This is a genomic window from Streptomyces sp. NPDC093261 (assembly GCF_044753645.1).
Lineage (GTDB): Bacteria > Actinomycetota > Actinomycetes > Streptomycetales > Streptomycetaceae > Streptomyces.
Genome location: NZ_JBIVNO010000002.1, coordinates 87209 through 106457 on the forward strand (window position 1 = coordinate 87209; position 19249 = coordinate 106457).

14 protein-coding genes and 1 riboswitch are annotated in these 19249 nt (G+C 70.9%); of the genes, 11 read left to right on the top strand and 3 right to left on the bottom strand.

Annotated features, from left to right (window positions below; translation table 11 throughout):
* The first annotated feature begins 2 nt into the window (after positions 1–2).
* From ACIP94_RS06775 to recQ, 3 genes are all read left to right on the top strand, one after another.
* Positions 3–1574 carry an NADH-quinone oxidoreductase subunit M gene (locus ACIP94_RS06775; protein WP_402420603.1) on the top strand — a complete coding sequence of 524 codons (1572 nt, stop codon included), beginning with the start codon at positions 3–5 and terminating at the stop codon, positions 1572–1574.
* Entirely contained in the window at positions 1571–3220 is a 1650-nt protein-coding gene (gene nuoN, locus ACIP94_RS06780) for an NADH-quinone oxidoreductase subunit NuoN (RefSeq protein ID WP_402420606.1), read from the top strand. Before ACIP94_RS06775 ends, nuoN begins: the two co-directional genes overlap by 4 nt.
* Positions 3221–3420: 200 nt before the next feature.
* Positions 3421–5433 (top strand): DNA helicase RecQ, encoded by a 2013-nt coding sequence (gene recQ / locus ACIP94_RS06785; protein ID WP_402420609.1) that lies wholly within the window; start codon positions 3421–3423, stop codon positions 5431–5433.
* A gap of 221 nt (positions 5434–5654) precedes the next feature.
* Here recQ and fahA read toward each other — a convergent pair whose 3' ends face one another.
* Positions 5655–6869, bottom strand: coding sequence for a fumarylacetoacetase (fahA, locus tag ACIP94_RS06790; protein WP_402420611.1), 1215 nt, complete (start codon positions 6867–6869; stop codon positions 5655–5657).
* Positions 6870–7110: 241 nt separating this feature from the next.
* Here fahA and ACIP94_RS06795 point away from each other — a divergent pair, with 241 nt between their 5' ends.
* Positions 7111–8355: an ATP-grasp domain-containing protein gene (locus ACIP94_RS06795; RefSeq protein ID WP_402421703.1), complete on the top strand. Its 1245-nt coding sequence runs from the start codon at positions 7111–7113 to the stop codon at positions 8353–8355.
* An 82-nt stretch (positions 8356–8437) separates the two neighbouring features.
* The gene (locus tag ACIP94_RS06800) at positions 8438–9640 is read left to right on the top strand and encodes an FAD-dependent oxidoreductase (protein ID WP_402420614.1); all 1203 of its coding nucleotides are present in this window, start codon (positions 8438–8440) and stop codon (positions 9638–9640) included.
* 146 nt (positions 9641–9786) lie between these two features.
* Here the strand turns inward: ACIP94_RS06800 and ACIP94_RS06805 are convergent, their stop codons facing one another.
* Positions 9787–10092, bottom strand: a complete 306-nt coding sequence (locus ACIP94_RS06805; protein WP_402420617.1) for a hypothetical protein — start codon at positions 10090–10092, stop codon at positions 9787–9789.
* 660 nt (positions 10093–10752) lie between these two features.
* Here ACIP94_RS06805 and ACIP94_RS06810 point away from each other — a divergent pair.
* Complete coding sequence (locus ACIP94_RS06810) at positions 10753–11619, top strand: HAD family hydrolase (RefSeq protein WP_402420620.1); 867 nt, start codon at positions 10753–10755, stop codon at positions 11617–11619.
* 140 nt (positions 11620–11759) lie between these two features.
* On the opposite strand, the gene ACIP94_RS06815 is transcribed toward ACIP94_RS06810, so the two are convergent.
* The gene (locus tag ACIP94_RS06815; protein ID WP_402420622.1) at positions 11760–12275 is read right to left on the bottom strand and encodes a transglycosylase SLT domain-containing protein; all 516 of its coding nucleotides are present in this window, start codon (positions 12273–12275) and stop codon (positions 11760–11762) included.
* Between the two features lie 4 nt (positions 12276–12279).
* A riboswitch (cyclic di-AMP (ydaO/yuaA leader) is annotated at positions 12280–12480 on the bottom strand.
* An 805-nt stretch (positions 12481–13285) separates the two neighbouring features.
* On the opposite strand from ACIP94_RS06815, the gene ACIP94_RS06820 reads away from it, so the two are divergent.
* The 5 genes from ACIP94_RS06820 to ACIP94_RS06840 all read left to right on the top strand — a co-directional run bounded on the left by ACIP94_RS06820 (position 13286) and on the right by ACIP94_RS06840 (position 18996).
* Entirely contained in the window at positions 13286–14296 is a 1011-nt protein-coding gene (locus tag ACIP94_RS06820) for a polyprenyl synthetase family protein (protein WP_402420625.1), read from the top strand.
* Between the two features lie 143 nt (positions 14297–14439).
* Complete coding sequence (locus ACIP94_RS06825; RefSeq protein WP_402420628.1) at positions 14440–15465, top strand: CHRD domain-containing protein; 1026 nt, start codon at positions 14440–14442, stop codon at positions 15463–15465.
* 313 nt (positions 15466–15778) lie between these two features.
* Positions 15779–17071 carry an outer membrane lipoprotein carrier protein LolA gene (locus ACIP94_RS06830; protein ID WP_402420631.1) on the top strand — a complete coding sequence of 431 codons (1293 nt, stop codon included), beginning with the start codon at positions 15779–15781 and terminating at the stop codon, positions 17069–17071.
* A gap of 37 nt (positions 17072–17108) precedes the next feature.
* Positions 17109–18113: an ABC transporter ATP-binding protein gene (locus ACIP94_RS06835; protein WP_402420634.1), complete on the top strand. Its 1005-nt coding sequence runs from the start codon at positions 17109–17111 to the stop codon at positions 18111–18113.
* The gene (locus tag ACIP94_RS06840; protein ID WP_402420637.1) at positions 18100–18996 is read left to right on the top strand and encodes an ABC transporter permease; all 897 of its coding nucleotides are present in this window, start codon (positions 18100–18102) and stop codon (positions 18994–18996) included. The genes ACIP94_RS06835 and ACIP94_RS06840 overlap by 14 nt, the downstream gene beginning before the upstream one ends.
* Positions 18997–19249: the final 253 nt, after the last annotated feature.

Below are 19249 nucleotides of genomic sequence, written 5' to 3' on the forward strand. Positions count from 1 at the left end.
CGATGTCCTTTCCCCTGCTGACAGCGACGGCGGTGCTCCCGGCCGTGGGGGCGATCGCCACGGCCGCGGTCCCCGCCGCCCGGCGCACCACCGCCAAGTGGCTGGCGCTGCTCGTCTCACTCGCCACGCTCGCGCTCGCCGCGGTGATCGGGTTCCGCTTCGAGCCGGGCGGCGCCCGCTACCAGTTCACCGAATCGCACGCCTGGATCAGGGACTTCGGGGTGCGGTACGAGCTGGGCGTGGACGGCATCGCGGTTGCGCTCATCGCGCTGACCGCACTGCTGATCCCGTTCGTGATCACGGCGGGCTGGCACGACGCCGACCCGATGGAGACCGGAAGCCGCCGCTGGCGGCCGACGCAGGGCTTCTTCGCCCTGATCCTGGCCGTCGAGGCGATGGTGATCCTCTCCTTCGAGGCCACCGATGTCTTCCTCTTCTACATCTTCTTCGAAGCCATGCTCATCCCGATGTACTTCCTCATCGGCGGCTTCGGGGACCACGCCCACGAGCACGGCGAGCAGGCGGCGTCCACACAACGCTCGTACGCCGCCGTGAAGTTCCTCCTCTACAACCTCGTCGGCGGCCTGATCATGCTGGCCGCGGTCATCGGTCTCTATGTGCAGGCGGGGAACTTCTCGCTCCCGGAGATCGTGCAGGCGCGGGCGAACGGCTCGCTGCACATGGCGACCGGCACCGAACGCTGGCTGTTCCTCGGCTTCTTCTTCGCCTTCGCGGTGAAGGCGCCGCTGTGGCCGCTGCACACCTGGCTGCCCAACGCCATGGGGGAGGCCACCGCCCCGGTCGCCGTCCTGATCACGGCGGTCGTCGACAAGGTGGGCACGTTCGCGATGCTGCGGTTCTGCCTCCAGCTCTTCCCGGAGGCGAGCAAGTGGGCCACGCCCGTCATCCTCGTCCTGGCGCTCATCAGCATCATCTACGGGGCGCTGCTCGCGGTCGGCCAGCGGGACATCAAGCGGCTGGTGGCGTACGCCTCGATCTCGCACTTCGGCTTCATCATCCTGGGCATCTTCGCGATGACCAGCCAGGGCCAGTCCGGCGCGACGCTCTACATGGTGAACCACGGGATCTCGACCGCCGCCCTGATGCTGGTGGCGGGCTTCCTGATCTCGCGCCGCGGCTCGCGTCTGATCGCGGACTACGGAGGCGTCCAGAAGGTCGCGCCGGTGCTCGCCGGCACCTTCCTGATCGGCGGTCTGGCCACGCTCTCCCTACCGGGACTCGCGCCCTTCGTGAGTGAGTTCCTGGTCCTGGTCGGCACGTTCACACGCCATCCGGCGATCGGCATCATCGCCACCCTCGGCATCGTTCTCGCCGCGCTGTACACCCTGGTGCTCTACCAGCGGACGATGACGGGCCCGGTGAAGGCGGAGGTCGCCGCGATGCCGGATCTGCGCGTGCGCGAGCTCCTCGTCGTCGCCCCGCTGATCGTCCTGCTGATCTTCCTGGGCGTCTATCCGAAGCCCGTCGCCGACATCGTGAACCCGGCGGTCAGACAGACCATGTCCGACGTACACCAGACCGATCCCAAGCCCGCGGTGGAGGCGGTCAAGTGAGCACAGCAGCCGTCCACAGCCTGTGGACAACCGCAGCCGACCCGATCTCGAAGATCCAGGCGCCGAAGATCGAGTACGGGCAATTGTCGCCGACGTTGATCGTCATCGGCGCGGCGCTCATCGGGGTGCTGATCGAGGCGTTCGTCCCGCGCGCATCCCGCTACTACGCACAGGTGTTCGTCTCGGTCGTCGCGCTCGCCGCCGCGTTCGCCGCGGTCGTGGCGCTCGCGGCCGACGGCTACGGCACCACCAAGGCGCACATCGCGGCGATGGGGGCCATCGCGGTCGACGGGCCCTCCCTGTTCCTGCAGGGCACGATCCTGCTGGCCGGTCTGCTCGGCGTGTTCACCTTCGCCGAGCGGCGCCTCGACCCCGCCGCACACGGCCAGCGGGTCGACTCGTTCGCCGCGCAGGCCGCGTCCGTACCCGGCAGCGAGGGCGAGAAGGCCGCCGTGAAGGCCGGCTTCACGACCACCGAGGCCTTTCCGCTGCTGCTGTTCGCGGTCGGCGGCATGCTTGTCTTCCCCTCGGCCAACGACCTGCTGACGCTCTTCGTGGCCCTGGAGGTCTTCTCCCTGCCGCTGTACCTGCTCTGCGCCCTGGCCCGCCGCAAGCGGCTCATGTCGCAGGAGGCCGCGGTCAAGTACTTCCTGCTGGGCGCGTTCGCCTCCGCGTTCACCCTGTTCGGCATCGCGCTGCTGTACGGGTACGCGGGCTCGGTGTCGTACGCGACGATCGCCCAGGTCGTCGACGGGACGGTCACGAACGTCGACCCGGCGCTCGCGAACACCATGGGCAACGACGCGCTTCTGCTGGTCGGTTCCGCGCTGATCGGGATGGGCCTGCTGTTCAAGGTGGCCGCGGTGCCGTTCCACATGTGGACGCCGGATGTCTACCAGGGCGCGCCGACCCCGGTGACCGGCTTCATGGCCGCGGCGACGAAGGTGGCGGCGTTCGGCGCTCTGCTGCGGCTGCTGTACGTCGTCCTGCCGGGCATGCGCTGGGACTGGCGGCCGGTGATGTGGGCGGTCGCGATCGTCACCATGCTGGGCGGCGCGATCGTCGCGATCACCCAGACCGACATCAAGCGGCTGCTGGCGTACTCGTCGATCGCGCACGCCGGCTTCATCCTCGCGGGTGTCATCGCGACGACCCGCGACGGTGTCTCCTCCGTCCTCTTCTACCTGGCCGCGTACTCGTTTGTGACGATCGGCGCCTTCGCCGTCGTGACGCTGGTCCGCGACGCGGGCGGCGAGGCGACACACCTGTCCCAGTGGGCCGGGCTCGGGCGCAGGTCGCCATTGGTGGCGGCCGTGTTCGCGGTGTTCCTGCTGGCCTTCGCGGGCATCCCGCTGACCTCCGGCTTCGCCGGGAAGTTCGCCGTGTTCAAGGCGGCCGCGGAGGGCGGGGCCATCCCGCTGGTCGTGATCGGTGTGATCTCGTCGGCGGTCGCGGCGTTCTTCTACATCCGCGTGATCGTGCTGATGTTCTTCAGTGAACCGCGTCCCGAGGGTCCGACGGTCGCGGTCCCCTCCCCGCTGACCATGACGGCGATCGGGGTGGGCGTGGCGGTCACGCTGGTGCTGGGTGTGGCGCCCCAGTACTTCCTGGATCTGGCGAGTCAGGCGGGCATCTTCGTGCGCTGAGGAGCCCCCGCCGCACACGACGGCCCGGTGCCCGCTCGGGGGGTGCCGGGCCGTCCGCCGTCAGGTTTACCGCACGTCCTCAGGACGTGCCTTGATCTCGGCGAGATCCAGGAGGCCGGCCTGTGGACAACTCCGGGGCTGTCGGCGCGGCCCCCTATCGTGGATGGCGTGGTCGAGGGACGACACACGGGGGACGGGCGATGGACGGGACGGCTGTGATGACGGAGGCGGGCGTGATGCCGGCGCCGAGTGACGGGAGCGAGGCGCGGGCCACGCTGCACCGGATCTTCGGGTACGAGAGCTTCCGCGGCGAGCAGGAAGCGATCATCGAGCATGTGGTGGCCGGCGGCGACGCCGTGGTGCTCATGCCCACCGGCGGCGGCAAGTCGCTGTGCTACCAGATCCCGAGCCTGGTCAGACCCGGCACCGGCGTGGTGGTCTCACCGCTGATCGCGCTGATGCAGGACCAGGTGGACGCGCTGCGGGCGCTCGGTGTGCGGGCCGGGTTCGTCAACTCCACGCAGGACTTCGACGAGCGGCGCGTGGTGGAGGCGGAGTTCCTGGCCGGCGAGCTGGACCTGCTCTATCTGGCCCCGGAGCGGCTGCGCCTGGAGTCCACCCTTGATCTCCTCTCGCGCGGCAAGATCTCGGTGTTCGCGATCGACGAGGCGCACTGTGTGTCCCAGTGGGGCCACGACTTCCGCCCCGACTATCTGTCCCTGTCCCTGCTCGGCGAGCGCTGGCCGGAGGTCCCCCGGATCGCGCTCACGGCGACGGCCACGCGCGCCACGCACCAGGAGATCACCCAGCGGCTGAACATGCCGACGGCCCGCCACTTCGTGGCGAGCTTCGACCGGCCCAACATCCAGTACCGGATCGTCCCGAAGGCCGACCCCAAGAAGCAGCTGCTGTCGTTCCTGCGCGAGGAGCACCCGGGCGAGGCGGGCATCGTCTACTGCCTCTCACGCAATTCGGTGGAGAAGACGGCGGAGTTCCTGACCCGCAACGGCATCGACGCGGTGCCCTACCACGCGGGTCTGGACGCGGGCACGCGCGCGGCGCACCAGTCCCGGTTCCTGCGCGAGGACGGCCTGGTCGTGGTCGCGACCATCGCGTTCGGGATGGGCATCGACAAGCCGGATGTGCGGTTCGTCGCACACCTGGACCTGCCGAAGTCGGTCGAGGGGTACTACCAGGAGACCGGCCGGGCGGGCCGCGACGGCCTGCCGTCCACGGCCTGGATGGCATACGGGCTGAACGACGTCATACAGCAGCGCAAGCTCATCCAGTCCGGGGAGGGCGACGAGGCCTTCCGCCGCCGGGCCCAGGGGCACCTGGACGCGATGCTGGCGCTCTGCGAGACGGCCCGGTGCCGCCGCGGCCAGTTGCTCGCCTACTTCGGCCAGGACGCCGAGACGGGCGACTGCGGCAACTGCGACACATGCCTGGTGCCGCCGGAGACCTGGGACGGGACGACCGCGGCCCAGAAGGTGCTGTCCACGGTGTGGAGACTGGACCGGGAGCGGCGGCAGAAGTTCGGCGCGGTGCAGATCGTGGACATCCTGCTGGGGCGGCGCACGGCCAAGGTCATCCAGTTCGACCACGACCAGCTGTCCGTCTTCGGCATCGGCGAGGAGCTGACCGAGGGCGAGTGGCGGGGGGTCATCCGGCAGTTGCTGGCCCAGGGCCTGCTCGCGGTCGAGGGGGAGTACGGGACCCTGGTGCTGACCGAGCCGAGCGGGGCGGTGCTGCGGCGGGAGCGCGAGGTACCGCTGCGTAAGGAGCCTGCGAAGCCCGCGGCTGCCGCCCGCTCCTCGTCGCCGAAGGGCGAACGCAGACCGAAGGCCGCCGCCGAGCTGCCGCCGGAACTGCTGCCCGTCTTCGAGGCGTTGCGCTCCTGGCGCGCGGCCCGGGCGAAGGAACAGGGCGTTCCGGCATATGTGATCTTCCACGACGCGACGCTGCGGGAGATCGCCACCGTCCACCCCACGACGGTGGCGGAGCTGGGGACCATCGGCGGGGTCGGCGAGAAGAAGCTGGCCACCTACGGCGAGGGAGTGCTCGAAGTGCTCGCATCGCTCGACGGGCCGTCGGCGGACGGCGCGGCCCCTGCGGCCGAGACGGCCCGGGCGACCGGCGGGACACCGGTGGACGACTGGCCCGAGTCGGAGCCGGACCTGGAGCCGGAGCCCGAACCCGACGACTGGATATGAGCGTCGGGACGGGCCCCGGGACGGCACGGCCACGGCGCCTCTGAGTCGAGGGTCCGACCGGAAGCTGGGCAGGATCCGCCTCCGTGGACGCTGCGGGCGCCGGGGGCGGGGCGCCGGCCCGGGATGCTCGTCCGTCGGCGCCGACGGCCGGCGAGCCCCTGGCCGGAACGCCGTGCGGGCCTAGGGGAGCGGCTCCAGGCGCTGCGGGCCCCGAGGATGGCTCAGGTGCCGGGCACCACCCGGCCCGTCACCTCCCCGAGCCCGACCCGCGTGCCGTGCGGCCCCGGAGCCCAGGCGGTCATGGTCACCACGTCCCCGTCCTCCAGAAACGCCCGCTTGCCGTCGGGGAGTTCGAGCGGGTCCCGCCCGTTCCAGGTCAGTTCGAGCAGCGAGCCGCGCTCGTGCTCCGTCGGGCCGCTCACGGTGCCCGAGCCGTAGAGGTCGCCCGTCCGCAGTGACGCCCCGTTCACCGTCATGTGCGCCAGTTGCTGGGCCGCCGTCCAGTACATGGTCGAGAACGGCGGCTCGGAGACCACATGGCCGTTGATCGCGACGGAGATGCGCAGGTCGTAGCCCCCGGGTTCCTCGTGTGCGTCGTCCAGGTACGGCAGCAGCGGGTGCGTGCGCCCGGGGGGTGCCACCCGCGCCTCCTCCAGGGCGTCCAGGGGGGTGATCCATGCCGAGACGGAGGTGGCGAACGACTTGCCGAGGAACGGGCCGAGCGGCACGTACTCCCAGGCCTGGATGTCCCGTGCCGACCAGTCGTTGAGGAGGCAGAGCCCGAACACATGGTCGCGGAAGGCCGACAGCGGCACCGGCCGGCCCAGCTGCGACGGCACGCCCACCACGAATCCCACCTCCGCCTCGATGTCCAGGCGGACCGAGGGCCCGAAGACCGGCGCCGGGTCCGTGGGCGTCTTGCGCTGTCCCTGGGGGCGTACGACGTCCGTGCCGGACACCACGACGGTTCCCGCCCGGCCGTGATAACCGATGGGCAGATGCTTCCAGTTGGGGGTCAGGGAGTCCGCCGCGTCCGGGCGGAAGATCTGCCCGACGTTGCGGGCGTGGTTCTCGGAGGCGTAGAAGTCGACGTAGTCCGCGACCTCGAAGGGAAGGTGCAGGACCACCTCGGAGAGCGGGTGCATCAGCGGCTCGATGGTCTCGCGGTGCGCGGGCACCGTCACCCACGCCGTCAGCGCCCGGCGCACATCCGACCAGGCGGTGCGGCCGGCCGCCAGGAGGGGGCTCAGCGAGGCCTGGGCCAGGAGGGAGGCGTACGGGGAGCCGAGCGCCTCGGCGGCGGCGCCCGCGTCGAGCACGTGGTCGCCCAGGCGGACGCCGACCTTCCGCTCATCGGAGCCGACCGGCGAGAACACGCCGTAGGGGAGGTTGTGCGGACCGAAGGGGTCGCCCTCGGGGACGTCGATGGGGGGCATGGGAATGCTGCCTCGCTTTCGTGCACGTCGGGTGTGTCGTGCATGGGGGTGCGTTCCATGTGGTCGCCGCACACGTTACGGGTGAGTTGCCTGTCTTGGGCAGTGTCTAAAGAGTTCGCAATGTCCGAATAGGCCTTGTCGGAGCACCCAATTCCGGCTTAGCGTCCTTTGGGGACACGGACGGGGTGGGTCCGGTCCGTAGGGGGGACACGTGGGGGGACCCGTGGCCAGGAGCACCGGCGTGCCGTTCGACGCGGACCGCGGGGTGCCGGGGCTCATCGTGAAATTCGGCGACTATCCACTGCACCACGGCGGCGTGGGTGCCATCCGGAGCCTGGGCCGGCTGGGCATACCGATGTACGCGATCACCGAGGACCGTTACACGCCGGCTGCGGTCTCCCGCTATCTGCGGCGCGCCTTCGTGTGGCCGACCACCGGGACGGAGGAACCGGAACGGCTCGTGGAGGGCCTGCTGCGCGTCGGGCGCCGTGTCGGACGGCCGACCGTGCTCATTCCCACCGACGAGGAGGCCGCCGTACTGATCGCCGAGCATCAGGACGTGCTCGCCGGTCCCTTCCTCTTCCCGAAGGTGGATGCCAAGCTTCCGCGCCGCCTGGCCAGCAAGCAGGGCCTGCACGAGCTGTGCGTGGAACACGGCATCCCGAGCCCGCAGGCCGCCTTCCCGCAGTCGTACGACGACATCGTGCGCTTCGCCGAGAAGGCCCGCTTCCCACTCGTGGCCAAGAACCGGGAGGCGTTCGTACGCCGTGAACGGCCCGCGGTGAACGGCACGACCAAGATCACCACTCCTGAGGGGCTGCTCGCGCTCGCCCGCGACTGGGGCGAGCGCCCGGGCGTGATCCTCCAGGAGTACCTGCCCAGGGAGGAGGCCGAGGACTGGATCGTGCACGCGTACTTCGGCCAGGACTCCGCCCCGCTCGCCCTGTTCACCGGCGTCAAGGTCCGTTCCTGGCCGCCGCACGCGGGCATGACGGCGAACGCGTACGTCGTCGACAACCCGGAACTCGCCGACCTCGCGGCACGTTTCATCAAGCAGATCGGCTTCACCGGCATCGTCGATCTGGACCTGCGCTTCGACCGCCGCGACGGCCGTTACAAACTGCTCGACTTCAACCCACGCATGGGCGCCCAGTTCCGCCTCTTCGAGAACGCGGCGGGGGTGGACGTCGTCCGCGCCATGCATCTGGACCTGACCGGCCGCCCGGTACCGGAGGGGGAACAGCGCGCCGGTCACCGGTACATCGTGGAGAACATCGACCTGCCGGCCCTGATCGCCTACCGGCGCAGCGGCTACACGACGCCGCACGCGCCGGCCCGAGCGAGCGGCACCGAGCTGGCCTGGTTCGCGAGTGACGACCCGCGGCCGTTCTTCACGATGCTCGCGCGCTTCGTGCGGCCGGGCGCGAAGCACCTGTATCAGCTGTGGCGGACCAACCGCCGCGGTTCCACCAGCCGTACGCGTTAGCGCGTACGGCCGAACCACCGGTACGCCCTGTGCGTACGGCTCCACCACGAGGTAGGCACGTCGCGTCCTGGGGAGGGACTTCGTGATTCAACCGGTAGCAGTCATCGGCGCCGGCCCGTTCGGCCTGTCCACCGCCGCCCATCTGCGGGCGCGCGGTATCCCGGTACGCGTCTTCGGTGAGCTCATGGTGAGCTGGCGCGACCACATGCCCGCGGGCATGCTTCTGAAGTCGACCCCGGCCGCCTCGAACCTCGACGCCCCCCAGAGCGGTCACACCCTGGCCGACTACTGCGACGCGGCAGGCATCGCCCGGCTGGTGACCGACGAGGACATCATCCCGATCGAGACGTTCATCGCCTACGGCGAGTGGTTCCAGCAGAAGCTGGTGCCCGAGCTGGAGCGGGTCAGGGTCGTCTCCGTGGACCGCCGTCAGGGTGGCGGTTTCGATCTGAAGCTGGACTCGGGCGAGCAGTTCGCGGCGCGGGCGGTCGTGGTGGCCACCGGCCTGTCGGGCCTCGCCCACCTCCCGCCGGAACTGGCCACCGCCGCGGCGGACGGCCCCTCGCCCACGGGACCGGTCTCCCACAGCTCCCAGCACCATGACCTGACCCGGTTCTCCGGCAAGGACCTGTTGGTCATCGGCGCGGGGCAGTCCGCCCTGGAGACGGCCGCGCTCGCGGCCGAGGCGGGCGCGCGGGTGCGGGTGATCTCGCGCGGCCAGGGCAAGGTGGCCTTCGGCGCGGCCCCCTGGGACCAGCCGAAGTTCCGCCCCGAATCGCCCTTCGGGCGCGCCTGGTCCCTGTGGGCGCTGAGCTACTACCCGCACCCCTACCGGTTCCTGCCCGACCAGACCCGTCACTACCTGGTGCGCCGGGTTCTCGGCCCGCTCGGGGCGTGGTGGCTGCGCGACCGTTTCCAGAGCAAGGTGCAGGTGCGTGAGGTCGCCGGTGTGGTCGGCGCGTCCGTGCCGGACGGCAGCCCCGTCCTGACGGTCCGGACGCACACGGGCACCACGGAGGAACTCACCGCGGACCATGTGATCGCCGCCACCGGCTACCGCGTGGACATCGCGGCGATGGACTTCCTGGGCCACGGACTGCGCACGGCACTGGCGGTGAGCCGGGGCACGCCGAGGCTCGGCGCGGGATATGTGTCCTCCGTACCGGGCCTGTACTTCACGGGCCTGCCGGCGGCGTCCTCGTACGGCCCGGTGATGCGCTTCGTGTGCGGCACGGAGTTCGCCTCTCCCCGGCTGGCGAAGCACCTGGCGGCGGCGCACGGCTGAGGGCGCGCCGGGCCGGGTGGTCCGGCCGGGGATCACCGATGGCGGGCTGGGGCGTGGCGCCGTGGCGGGTCACGCCCCAGGCCGGAGGCCGGTACGCGTCGTTCGGAAGTCGATGCGCAGCACGGCCCGCCGTAGCGGGGGTCTGCTCACCTCCCGGAAGCCGGTCTGGGCGAACACCTCGCGGCTGCCGACGTGCGGCGCCCCCAGGTGATCTCGAGCCCGGGGCACGTGATCACCGGATAGGCCTCCGACGCGCGGGCGCCCCGGTCCCGCGCACGCCCGACCGTGGCGCGGGCGAGCGCGTAGGTGATGCCGCGGCGGCGGTAGCCCGTACGGGTGAGGAAGCAGGCCACGGCCCGGACGCCGTCGTCCACCTTGTCCTCCTGGCGTCCGGACCAGGGGACCCGGGCGCGGGCCGGCTGCGGATACGACGTCCGGGCCCCACCGCGCACCAGCCCACGGGATCGCCGTCCAGCCGGGCGACGAGCCCACTCGTCGTGGCCGTCCCCGGATCACCGCAGTGGGTCTCTTCTCGCAGCCGTTCGGCGCGTTCCGTGGGGGAGACCGGGCCCCAGGGGGAGATCGAAGCGGCGCCGACCGTGGCGCACAGACCCGCCGCGTCCAGCCCCTCGCACTTCCACACCAGTGTCACCACGCGGCTGGTCACCACGCGCCTGGTCACCACGCGGCTGGTCACCACGCGCCTGGTCCCCCCTGGTCGCCACCACCGACGAGCCCGACTGGTACGCGGAACAACTGATCGCGGTCAAGGCGCCGTTGCGTACCGTGCGGCCCCGCGAACTCCGCGAGGTCGCCGCGCGCCGAGGCGCCGCCTGCTGGATGCGGGCGCCTGAGCGCCCGATGCGTGCACCGGCCGCGCGAGGTGCTGCCGCGCGCCGGGCAGGGCACCGTCGTGCGGCGCCGGCACCGAACGGCGGTGCCGGCGCGGGGCCCACGCCGGGGCGAGGGGCGTGCCGGGGCCGGGCGCCGTCGTGTCCCCGGGGCGCGAGGCAACTCCGGTGCTGGGCTACGGGAGTTCGGTGGCGGCGGGATACCGAACGTCGTCCGGTTCGCGCCGAGTCGGCGGGGCGTTCCATCCGTATTCTCTGATCATGGCCGCACCCTTCGCATATTCACTCATCGCCACTGACCTGGACGGAACGCTGTTGCGTGACGACGACACGCTCTCCGACCGGTCAAGGGCCACGCTGGCGCGGGCCTCGGCGGCAGGCGCACAGCACCTCGTCGTGACGGGGCGCCCGGCGCCCAGGGTGCGGCCGCTGCTCGACGATCTCGGCAGTACGGGGCTCGCGGTGTGCGGGCAGGGCGCGCAGGTGTACGACGCCGGCACGAACCGGCTGCTGTTCTCCGTCACTTTGGACCGGGAACTGGCCGAGACCGCGCTCGGCAAGATCGAGGCGGAGGTGGGGCAGGTGTACGCGGCCGTGGATCAGGACGGGGTGGACGGGCTCACGCTCATCGAACCCGGCTACCGGATGCCGCACCCCACCCTGCCCGCGGTACGGGTCAAGCGGCGCGACGACCTGTGGTGCGAGCCGATCAGCAAGGTACTGCTGCGCCATCACGCCCTCTCGGACGACGAGTTGGCGGCGGCGGCGCGCGCGGCGGTCGGTTCGCTTGCGACGGTCACCATGTCCGGGCCCGGTACCGTCGAACTCCAGCCGTGCGGCATCACCAAGGCCACGGGGCTCGCACTGGCCGCCGAGCATCTGGGGCTGGGCCCGTCCCAGACCATCGCCTTCGGCGACATGCCCAATGACATCCCGATGTTCGACTGGGCCGCGCACGGGGTGGCCATGGCCAACGCCCACCCGGAACTCAAGGCCGTGGCGGACGAGATCACCACGTCGAACGAGGACGACGGCATCGCCGTCGTCCTCGAACGACTCCTCGGTGGCCACCGGCCGACGGCCGACAGCGCCGGCCGACGGTCCGTCGGCTCTTGCCAGGCCCACTAGTCGGCTACGAGGCTTGCTCGTCCTGCCGGTCGGCTGTGAGGCCTGCTCGTCCTGCCGGTCGGCTACGACGCCTACTCGGCGACTACCGGGCCTACCGGCCGGCGATCGTCAGGAACGCCGCCCGGAGATCGCCAGGCCTTCTAGTACGCGCTGTTGACGTTGTCGATCGAGCCGTACCGGTGGGCGGCGTAGTTGCACGCGGCCGTGATGTTCGCCACCGGGTCGTAGGGGTCGAACGACGTGCCGGGCACGTGGTACGCGGCGAAGGTGGGGTCGATGATCTGGAGCAGGCCCTTGGAGGGGATGCCCTTACGGGCGTTCGAGTCCCACAGGTTGATGGCCTTCGGGTTGCCGGACGACTCGCGCATCACATTGCGGTAGATGCCGTTGTACGTGCCGGGGATGCCGTGCTGGGCCATGACCTCCAGCGACTGGCGGATCCAGCTGTCGAGGGTGGTGCCTCGGGTCGTGACGGACTTCATGGTGGTGGCGGTCACCGTCGCCGGCTTGCCGGGCGCGGCGGAGGCGCTGGTCGCCCCCATGACCGGCAGGGCGAGAAGGGCAGCACCCGCCCCCGCGATTGCGAGGGCACGGGTGAGACGAGTGGCCTTGGAGCCACGGTCCCGACGGCGTGCGGGCAGTGCGAAAGCGGACATGTCGCATTCCTCTCCGGCGCCTGCGAGGTGAGCTGTCGGGTTCGGGCGGGGAGGTGCCCGGCCGCGTCCTCGACGCCGAGGTCGCGACTTCACCCCTAGCCGTTCCGGTGTGGTGTCCGGATCGGCGGTTTACCTGGGTCCCCCGCTCCTGCCGTCGTGGGTCGATGGGCTCCCGAGCGGCGGCAGGATTCGGCGTTCCGCTCGGATCGAGGGGAAGGTATGCGAGAGCACATGTCGGGAACAAGCCCGCACGTCACAGTCATTCCGGATTGGCCATGAAATGGGGGAATAAGGTCGTTGATCCATTTTGTTGAGAAGGGTTCAAGTTGCCATTAGCAAAGCGTGAGTTGGCGACACGCCCGCGATGCCTCGCCTGTCGCGCACGTGAGCTATTTCACTTCCGTTCCCGTGGTCGTCATCAGCACTCCCCTGCATAACGGTCCTATTCGGACAAAACGGCCACATGTCGCGTGGTGAGACCCGGGCCCCGGGGCGGGTGGCCGCCGACCGTTCGACCCGGACTCCGGTGCCCCTGAGGGGAGTTCTCCCGGTGGGGCGGCGGGTGGGACGAGCCTCCGGGCGGCGTGTGCGGGGGGCGTGCGGAACGTGAGCGCGGGCAGTCGTAGGGGGAGTCGTCCGGTGGCCGAAAAGGTGGCACTGGGTGGCCAGGCGGTGATGGGTGAGGCGCGGCGAAGGGGTGTCCGGTGCTCGTGGGGCAGGGGGCAACCTGGCTGATCCCAGCCGTAAGGGCTCTTTGTCTGTTATGTCAGTGAATGTCTGTTCGTATCGAATGATCAAGAACATGCCCTTCCTGATCCGATACCGCCCGGCCTGGAACAGTGGGCGCTCGTGGTGATCGAAACGTGACCGGATACGCTGACTTGAGTGATGGCGGCGACAGATCGACAAACTCGATACGCCACGTCGACAGGCGACGTCATCGACCAAGTGACCGTCCTTGAGACCGACCGTGTGATCGTCAGCAGACGTCAGCAGACAGGAGACCCCACGTGACCGTCGTCGGGCCGTTCGGGCTGAGCGTGCGGGACCAGGCTCTGGAGGCCGATGTCCAGGCCGGATTGGCGGCTGTCGAGGAAGGGCTGCTCGAGGCCACCAAGAGTGAGGTGCCCTTCATCACGGAGGCCGCGCAGCACTTGCTGCGTGCGGGCGGGAAGCGGTTCCGGCCGCTGCTCGTGATGCTCGCGGCCCAGTTCGGCGACCCGTACGCGCCCGGGATCGTGCCCTCGGCCGTGGTCGTGGAGCTGACCCACCTCGCCACCCTCTACCACGACGACGTGATGGACGAGGCCGAGGTGCGGCGCGGCGTGGTCAGCGCGAACACCCGCTGGGGCAACTCGGTCGCGGTCCTCACGGGTGACTTCCTGTTCGCGAGGGCGTCACACATCCTGGCCGATCTCGGTCCGGAGGCGGTCCGGATCCAGGCGGAGGCGTTCGAGCGCCTGGTCACCGGTCAGATCCTGGAGACGGCGGGTCCACGGGACGGCCGTGACCCCGTGGAGCACTACCTCGACGTCCTCGGCGGCAAGACCGGCTCGCTGGTGGCGGTGGCGTGCCGCTTCGGGGCGATGATGTCTGGCGCCGACGAGACGGTCGTGGATGTGCTCACGCAGTACGGCGAGCGGCTGGGCGTGGCGTTCCAGCTGGCCGACGACGTCCTGGACATCGCGTCGGACTCGCGCGAGTCCGGGAAAACGCCCGGAACGGACCTGCGTGAGGGTGTCCCCACGCTCCCGGTGCTGCGTCTGCGTGAGCGTGCGGAGCGCATGGGGCTGGCCGAGGACATCGCCCTGTGTGAGCTCCTGGATTCCGACCTCACGGATGACGCCCGGCACTCCGAGGCCCTCGCCCGTCTGCGCGTTCACCCGGCCCTGGAGCAGGCGCGCCGCGACACGGTCCGCTATGTGGAGGACGCCCGCTCGGGCCTGGCCCCGCTGCCGGAGTGCGACGCCAAGGCGGCCCTGATGGAGCTGTGCGACGCGGTGGTGCACCGGGCGGGCTGAGGCCGCTTTTCCGTCACTCCTCGTACGCGCTCGTGTGAGCCGTGTCACGTAGTTGGGTTGAGTCCGTACCGAGATCGGCTCCGTACTCCTGCCCGAAAGCTGACGCAGGGGGCGTCGGCTGTGAAACGGGGAGAATCACGATCATGCGTACGACGGCCACGTTCGCAAAGCGCCGCACCGCCCCGCTCCTCACCGGCGTCGCCACGGCCACGGCGGCAGCGCTCGTCGCCGTCGTCGTGCCGGCCGCCGCAGCGGGACGGACCGGAGGGCACACCGGGGCGGACCACGCCGGGCACACTGCGGGGACCGTCGCCACCGGGAACGGCACCACCCGCCCCGGCAGCGGCTCCCCTGGCACCACCCTCGTCGCGAGCCTCCGTGGGGCCGACGAGGTACCCGTCGCCGGAGGCCCCGCCGTCGGCGACAAGGACGGCGCCGCCCTGGAGTTCGTCAGGATCGAGGGCGACACGGTCTCCGTCGCCGTCACCTGGCGCGGCACCGGGCGGCCCACCATGCTCCACATCCACCAGGGCCCGAAGGGCGTCAACGGCGGGGTGGTGATCGACTTCGGCAAGCTGCTGGACAACGGCGTGAAGGGCTACACCGTGGTAGGGAGCGTGAAGGTCGGGGACACCGCGCTGCTCACCCGGCTCAAGACCGACCCCGGAGTCTTCTACGCCAATCTGCACACCGCCGCGTTCCCCGGTGGAGCGGTGCGCGGCCGGCTCCACAACGTCACCACGGCCTTCGACTTCCGCCACGCCCTGGACAACCTCCAGGCCTCCGTGGTGACGGGCCGGCAAATCTACGAGTGCAAGCGAACCACCGGCGGCGGCTACGCCTTCGCCCAGCGCGATGTCGCGGCCCTGCTCGGCGGCGGCATCCTCCACTCGTTCGTGAAACCCGGCTCCGGTACGCCACGGTGGGTCGCCCCCGACCGCAGCGCCGTCACCGGCGCGGTGGTGTCCAGGACCCCGAACGGCGACACGAACATCCCCGAACTCGACCTGCTGGCCACCCCGTCCGGCAAGCGCCACGGCCTGCTCGCGGACACCGCCGAGGTCCTGCGCCTGAACACGGCCGGCGGCATCGCCCCGGCCGGCTCCTGCACACCCGGCACGATCGTGGGCGTCCCCTACCGGGCGGACTACGTCTTCGTGCAGCACTGAGCGGGAAACGCGCGGCGCCCTCCCTGTGGAACCGCAGAACTGTGGAACCCGTGGAACCCGTAGAACCGTGGGAACCCGTGGAACCCGTAGAACCGTGGGAACCCGTGGAACCCCTACGGGTCGGGGCAGGCGCCGTCCCGCGATGTCATACCCCAGGATTACGCGGAGTTGGGCCCGCGGTCTGACGCTTCCGCCGGGCCGATTTGGTCAGATGGGAGACACCACCTCAAAGGAGTTCGGGTGAGAATGGCGGCACAGGGGTGGGCCAGGGCACGGACGGTAGGCCGCCGCCGACGACGGAGGTAAGGCACACATGGCACCGTACGAATCCGACGGCAGCACGCACGCCGGCGAGGCCGAGGACGTACGCGACGGGCGGCGCACCGCCGCACGGTACGTCGTCCCGGCCGCGGTGGTGGGAGTGGCGGCCGCGACCATCGGGCTCGTCCCGGCATTCGCGGGATCCGGCGACCCCGACCTGCCGAAGATCAGCGCCCAGCAGCTCATCGAGAAGATCGCCAAGTCGGACGTCCAGCAGATGTCCGGCACGGTGAAGATCAGCACGGACCTCGGCCTGCCCAACCTGGGCGGTCTGGAGAACAGCCTCACCTCGGGCGCGCTCTCGCAGGGCGCGGGCGGCAAGGGCGGCTCGGCCGCGGACCCGAGCGCCAAGCTGCTGGAGCTGGCCTCCGGCACCCACACCGTGCGGGTCGCCGCCGACGGCCAGGACAAGCAGAAGGTCTCCCTCCTGGAGAAGGCCGCCGAGTACAGCGTCATCCGCAACGGCGACCAGGTGTGGGCCTACGACAGCGCGTCCAACGAGGCGTACCACTCGACCGGCGCGGGTGACCACAAGGGCGCGAAGGCGGCGCCCGAGGACGTGCCGGCCACGCCGAAGGACCTGGCCGAGCAGGCCCTCAAGGCCGCCGGCAAGACGACGTCGGTCACGGTCGACGGCACCGCCCAGGTCGCGGGCCGGGACGCCTACAAGCTGCTCATCCGGCCCAAGCAGTCGGGCACGACGGTCGGCGCCATCAGCATCGCGGTCGACGCGAAGACCGGGCTCCCGCTGAAGTTCACCCTGACCCCGGCGTCGGGCGGCGCGGCCGTCGTCGACGCCGGCTTCACCCAGGTGTCGTTCAGCAGGCCGGCCGCGTCGACGTTCACCTTCACCCCGCCCAAGGGCACGAAGGTCACCCAGGGCGACGACCTGAAGGACGAGGGCGCAGCGCGATCCCACGGCACCGAGAAGTCGGCGCACGGCGACGGGAAGGCGGCGCGGGGCTCCGAGAAGGCGGCACCCGGCGCCGAGCCCAAAACCATCGGCGAGGGCTGGAACACGATCGTCGTCCTCGACAGTGGCAGCAAGGGCGGCCTGCCCACGGACGCCAAGTCCAAGGACGGCGCGTCCAAGGACGGCGCGTCCAAGGACGGCGCGGTCGCCGGCTTCCTGGGCTCCCTGGGCGACCATGTCAAGGGCAAGTTCGGCTCGGGCACGGTCTTCTCGACCCGCCTGGTCAACGCCCTGATCACCGACGACGGCAGGGTGTACGCGGGCGCGGTCACCAAGGACGCGCTGGTGAAGGCGGCCGACGCGGGGAAGTAGACCCCGCACGGCACGGATGGCTGGAGCAGGAGAGTCCATGGAGGAACTGTCCGCCGCGGAGGGGGAGTCGCAGGGCTCCGGGGCGGCGGTGGGCGACCCGGAGGCCCGGCAGGCCCCGGTCATCGCCACCCGCGCCCTCACCAAGCGCTACCGCGGCGGGCAGCTCGCCGTGGACGGACTCGACCTGACCGTCCCGGCGGGAAGCGTCTTCGGCTTCCTCGGGCCCAACGGCTCGGGCAAGACCACCACCATCCGCATGCTGATGGGCCTGATCGAGCCCACGTCGGGCACGGTGCGCGTGCTGGGGCGGTCCATGCCCCGCGCCTCGCGCGCCGTGCTCCCGCACGTCGGCGCCCTCATCGAGGGCCCGGCGCTCTACGGATTCCTCTCCGGCCGCGACAACCTCCTGCGCTACGACTCCGCCGACCCCACCGCCGACCCGCGCACCCGGCGCGCACGCATCGAGGCCGCGCTGGACCGGGTGGGTCTGACGGCGGCGGCCGGCAAGAAGGCGAAGGCGTACTCCCTGGGGATGAAACAGCGCCTGGGGCTCGCGGCCGCCCTGCTCCAGCCCCGCCGCCTCCTCGTCCTGGACGAGCCGACCAACGGCCTCGACCCGCAGGGCATGCGCGAGATCCGCTCCCTCGTCAGGGAACTGGCGTCCGAGGGCACGACCGTCTTCCTCTCCTCCCATCTGCTCGACGAGATCGAACAGGTCTGCACGCACGCCGCCGTGATGGCGCAGGGCCGGCTGATCGCGCAGGGCGCGGTGGCCGACCTGGCGTCCGGGGCACGCGGACGTCTCGTCGTGACCACCCCGGATGTGACGGAGGCGGCCCGCGTTCTGAAGGAACAGGGTGTCGCCGACGTGGTCGTGGGGGAGGGCCGGGTGACGGGGGATCCCCCGGAGGGCGAACCGGCCGACGTGAACGCCGCGCTGGTCACCGCCGGAATCCGCGTCCGCGGTTTCGGTGTCGAACGGGCCTCCCTGGAGGACGCGTTCGTGGCGCTGACGGGAGAGGGATTCGATGTCGCAGGCTGAGGGGGCGGGGCCGGTCCGGATCCGGGTTCCGCGGAGACAGAACCCGTTGTGGTCCCTCGGACTGCTGCGCAGCGAACTGGTGACGACCGTGCGGCGGTGGCGCACGCTCGCGCTGCTGGCCGTGCTGGCGACCGTACCGGTCCTGGTCGGGATCGCCGTGAAGGTGGAGACGGGCGGCGGTTCCGGTGCCGGCGGACGAGGCGGCGACGGTGGCCCCGCGTTCATCGCGCAGATCACCAACAACGGCCTGTTTCTGGTCTTCACCGCGCTCGCCGTGACGCTCCCGTTCTTCCTGCCGATGGCGGTCGGTGTCATCGCGGGCGACGCGATCGCGGGCGAGGCCGACTCCGGCACACTGCGCTATCTCCTGGTCGCCCCCGCGGGCCGCACCCGCCTCCTCCTCGTCAAATACGCGACCACGCTGGCCTTCTGTCTGCTCGCCACTCTTGTCGTCGCGCTCTCGGCGCTCGCGGTGGGCGCCCTGCTCTTCCCGCTGGGCGATCTGACGACGATCTCGGGTACCCGCATCGGCTTCGGTGACGGCCTGGGCCGTGCCCTGCTCATCGCGCTGACCGTCGCGGTGTCCCTGACCGGCCTGGCGGCCCTGGGGCTGTTCGTCTCCACCCTCACCAACAGCGGGATCGCGGCCATGGCGACCACGGTCGGCCTGGTGATCACCGTGCAGATCCTCGACCAGGTCCCCCAACTGCACGCGCTCCAGCCGTACTTCTTCCCGCACTACTGGATGTCCTTCGCGGACCTCATGCGCGACCCGGTGTACTGGGACGATCTGGTCCGCAACCTCGGCCTCCAGGCCCTGTACGCGGCGGTCTTCGGCTCGGCGGCCTGGGCGCGGTTCACGACGAAGGACATCACTGCCTGAGCGCCGAGTGTCGGGGGCCGTGGTCTGTCTGGGGGGCGAGTGCCTGGGGCCGTGGTCTGTCTGCGGGGCGAGTGTCCGGGCCGTCGACTGTCGGAGGGGCGACCGTCTGAGGGCGTTGTCTGTCTGAGAAGGCCGGCTGGCTGCGGGCGCCTGACCGCCCGGGGATCACGATGCCCGTCGCCGCGAGGCCGGCGTCGAGCAGGAGCGCGGTGTCGCTGCGGGTCGGGGCTGGTCGGGGTCCTGGGACAGGTCC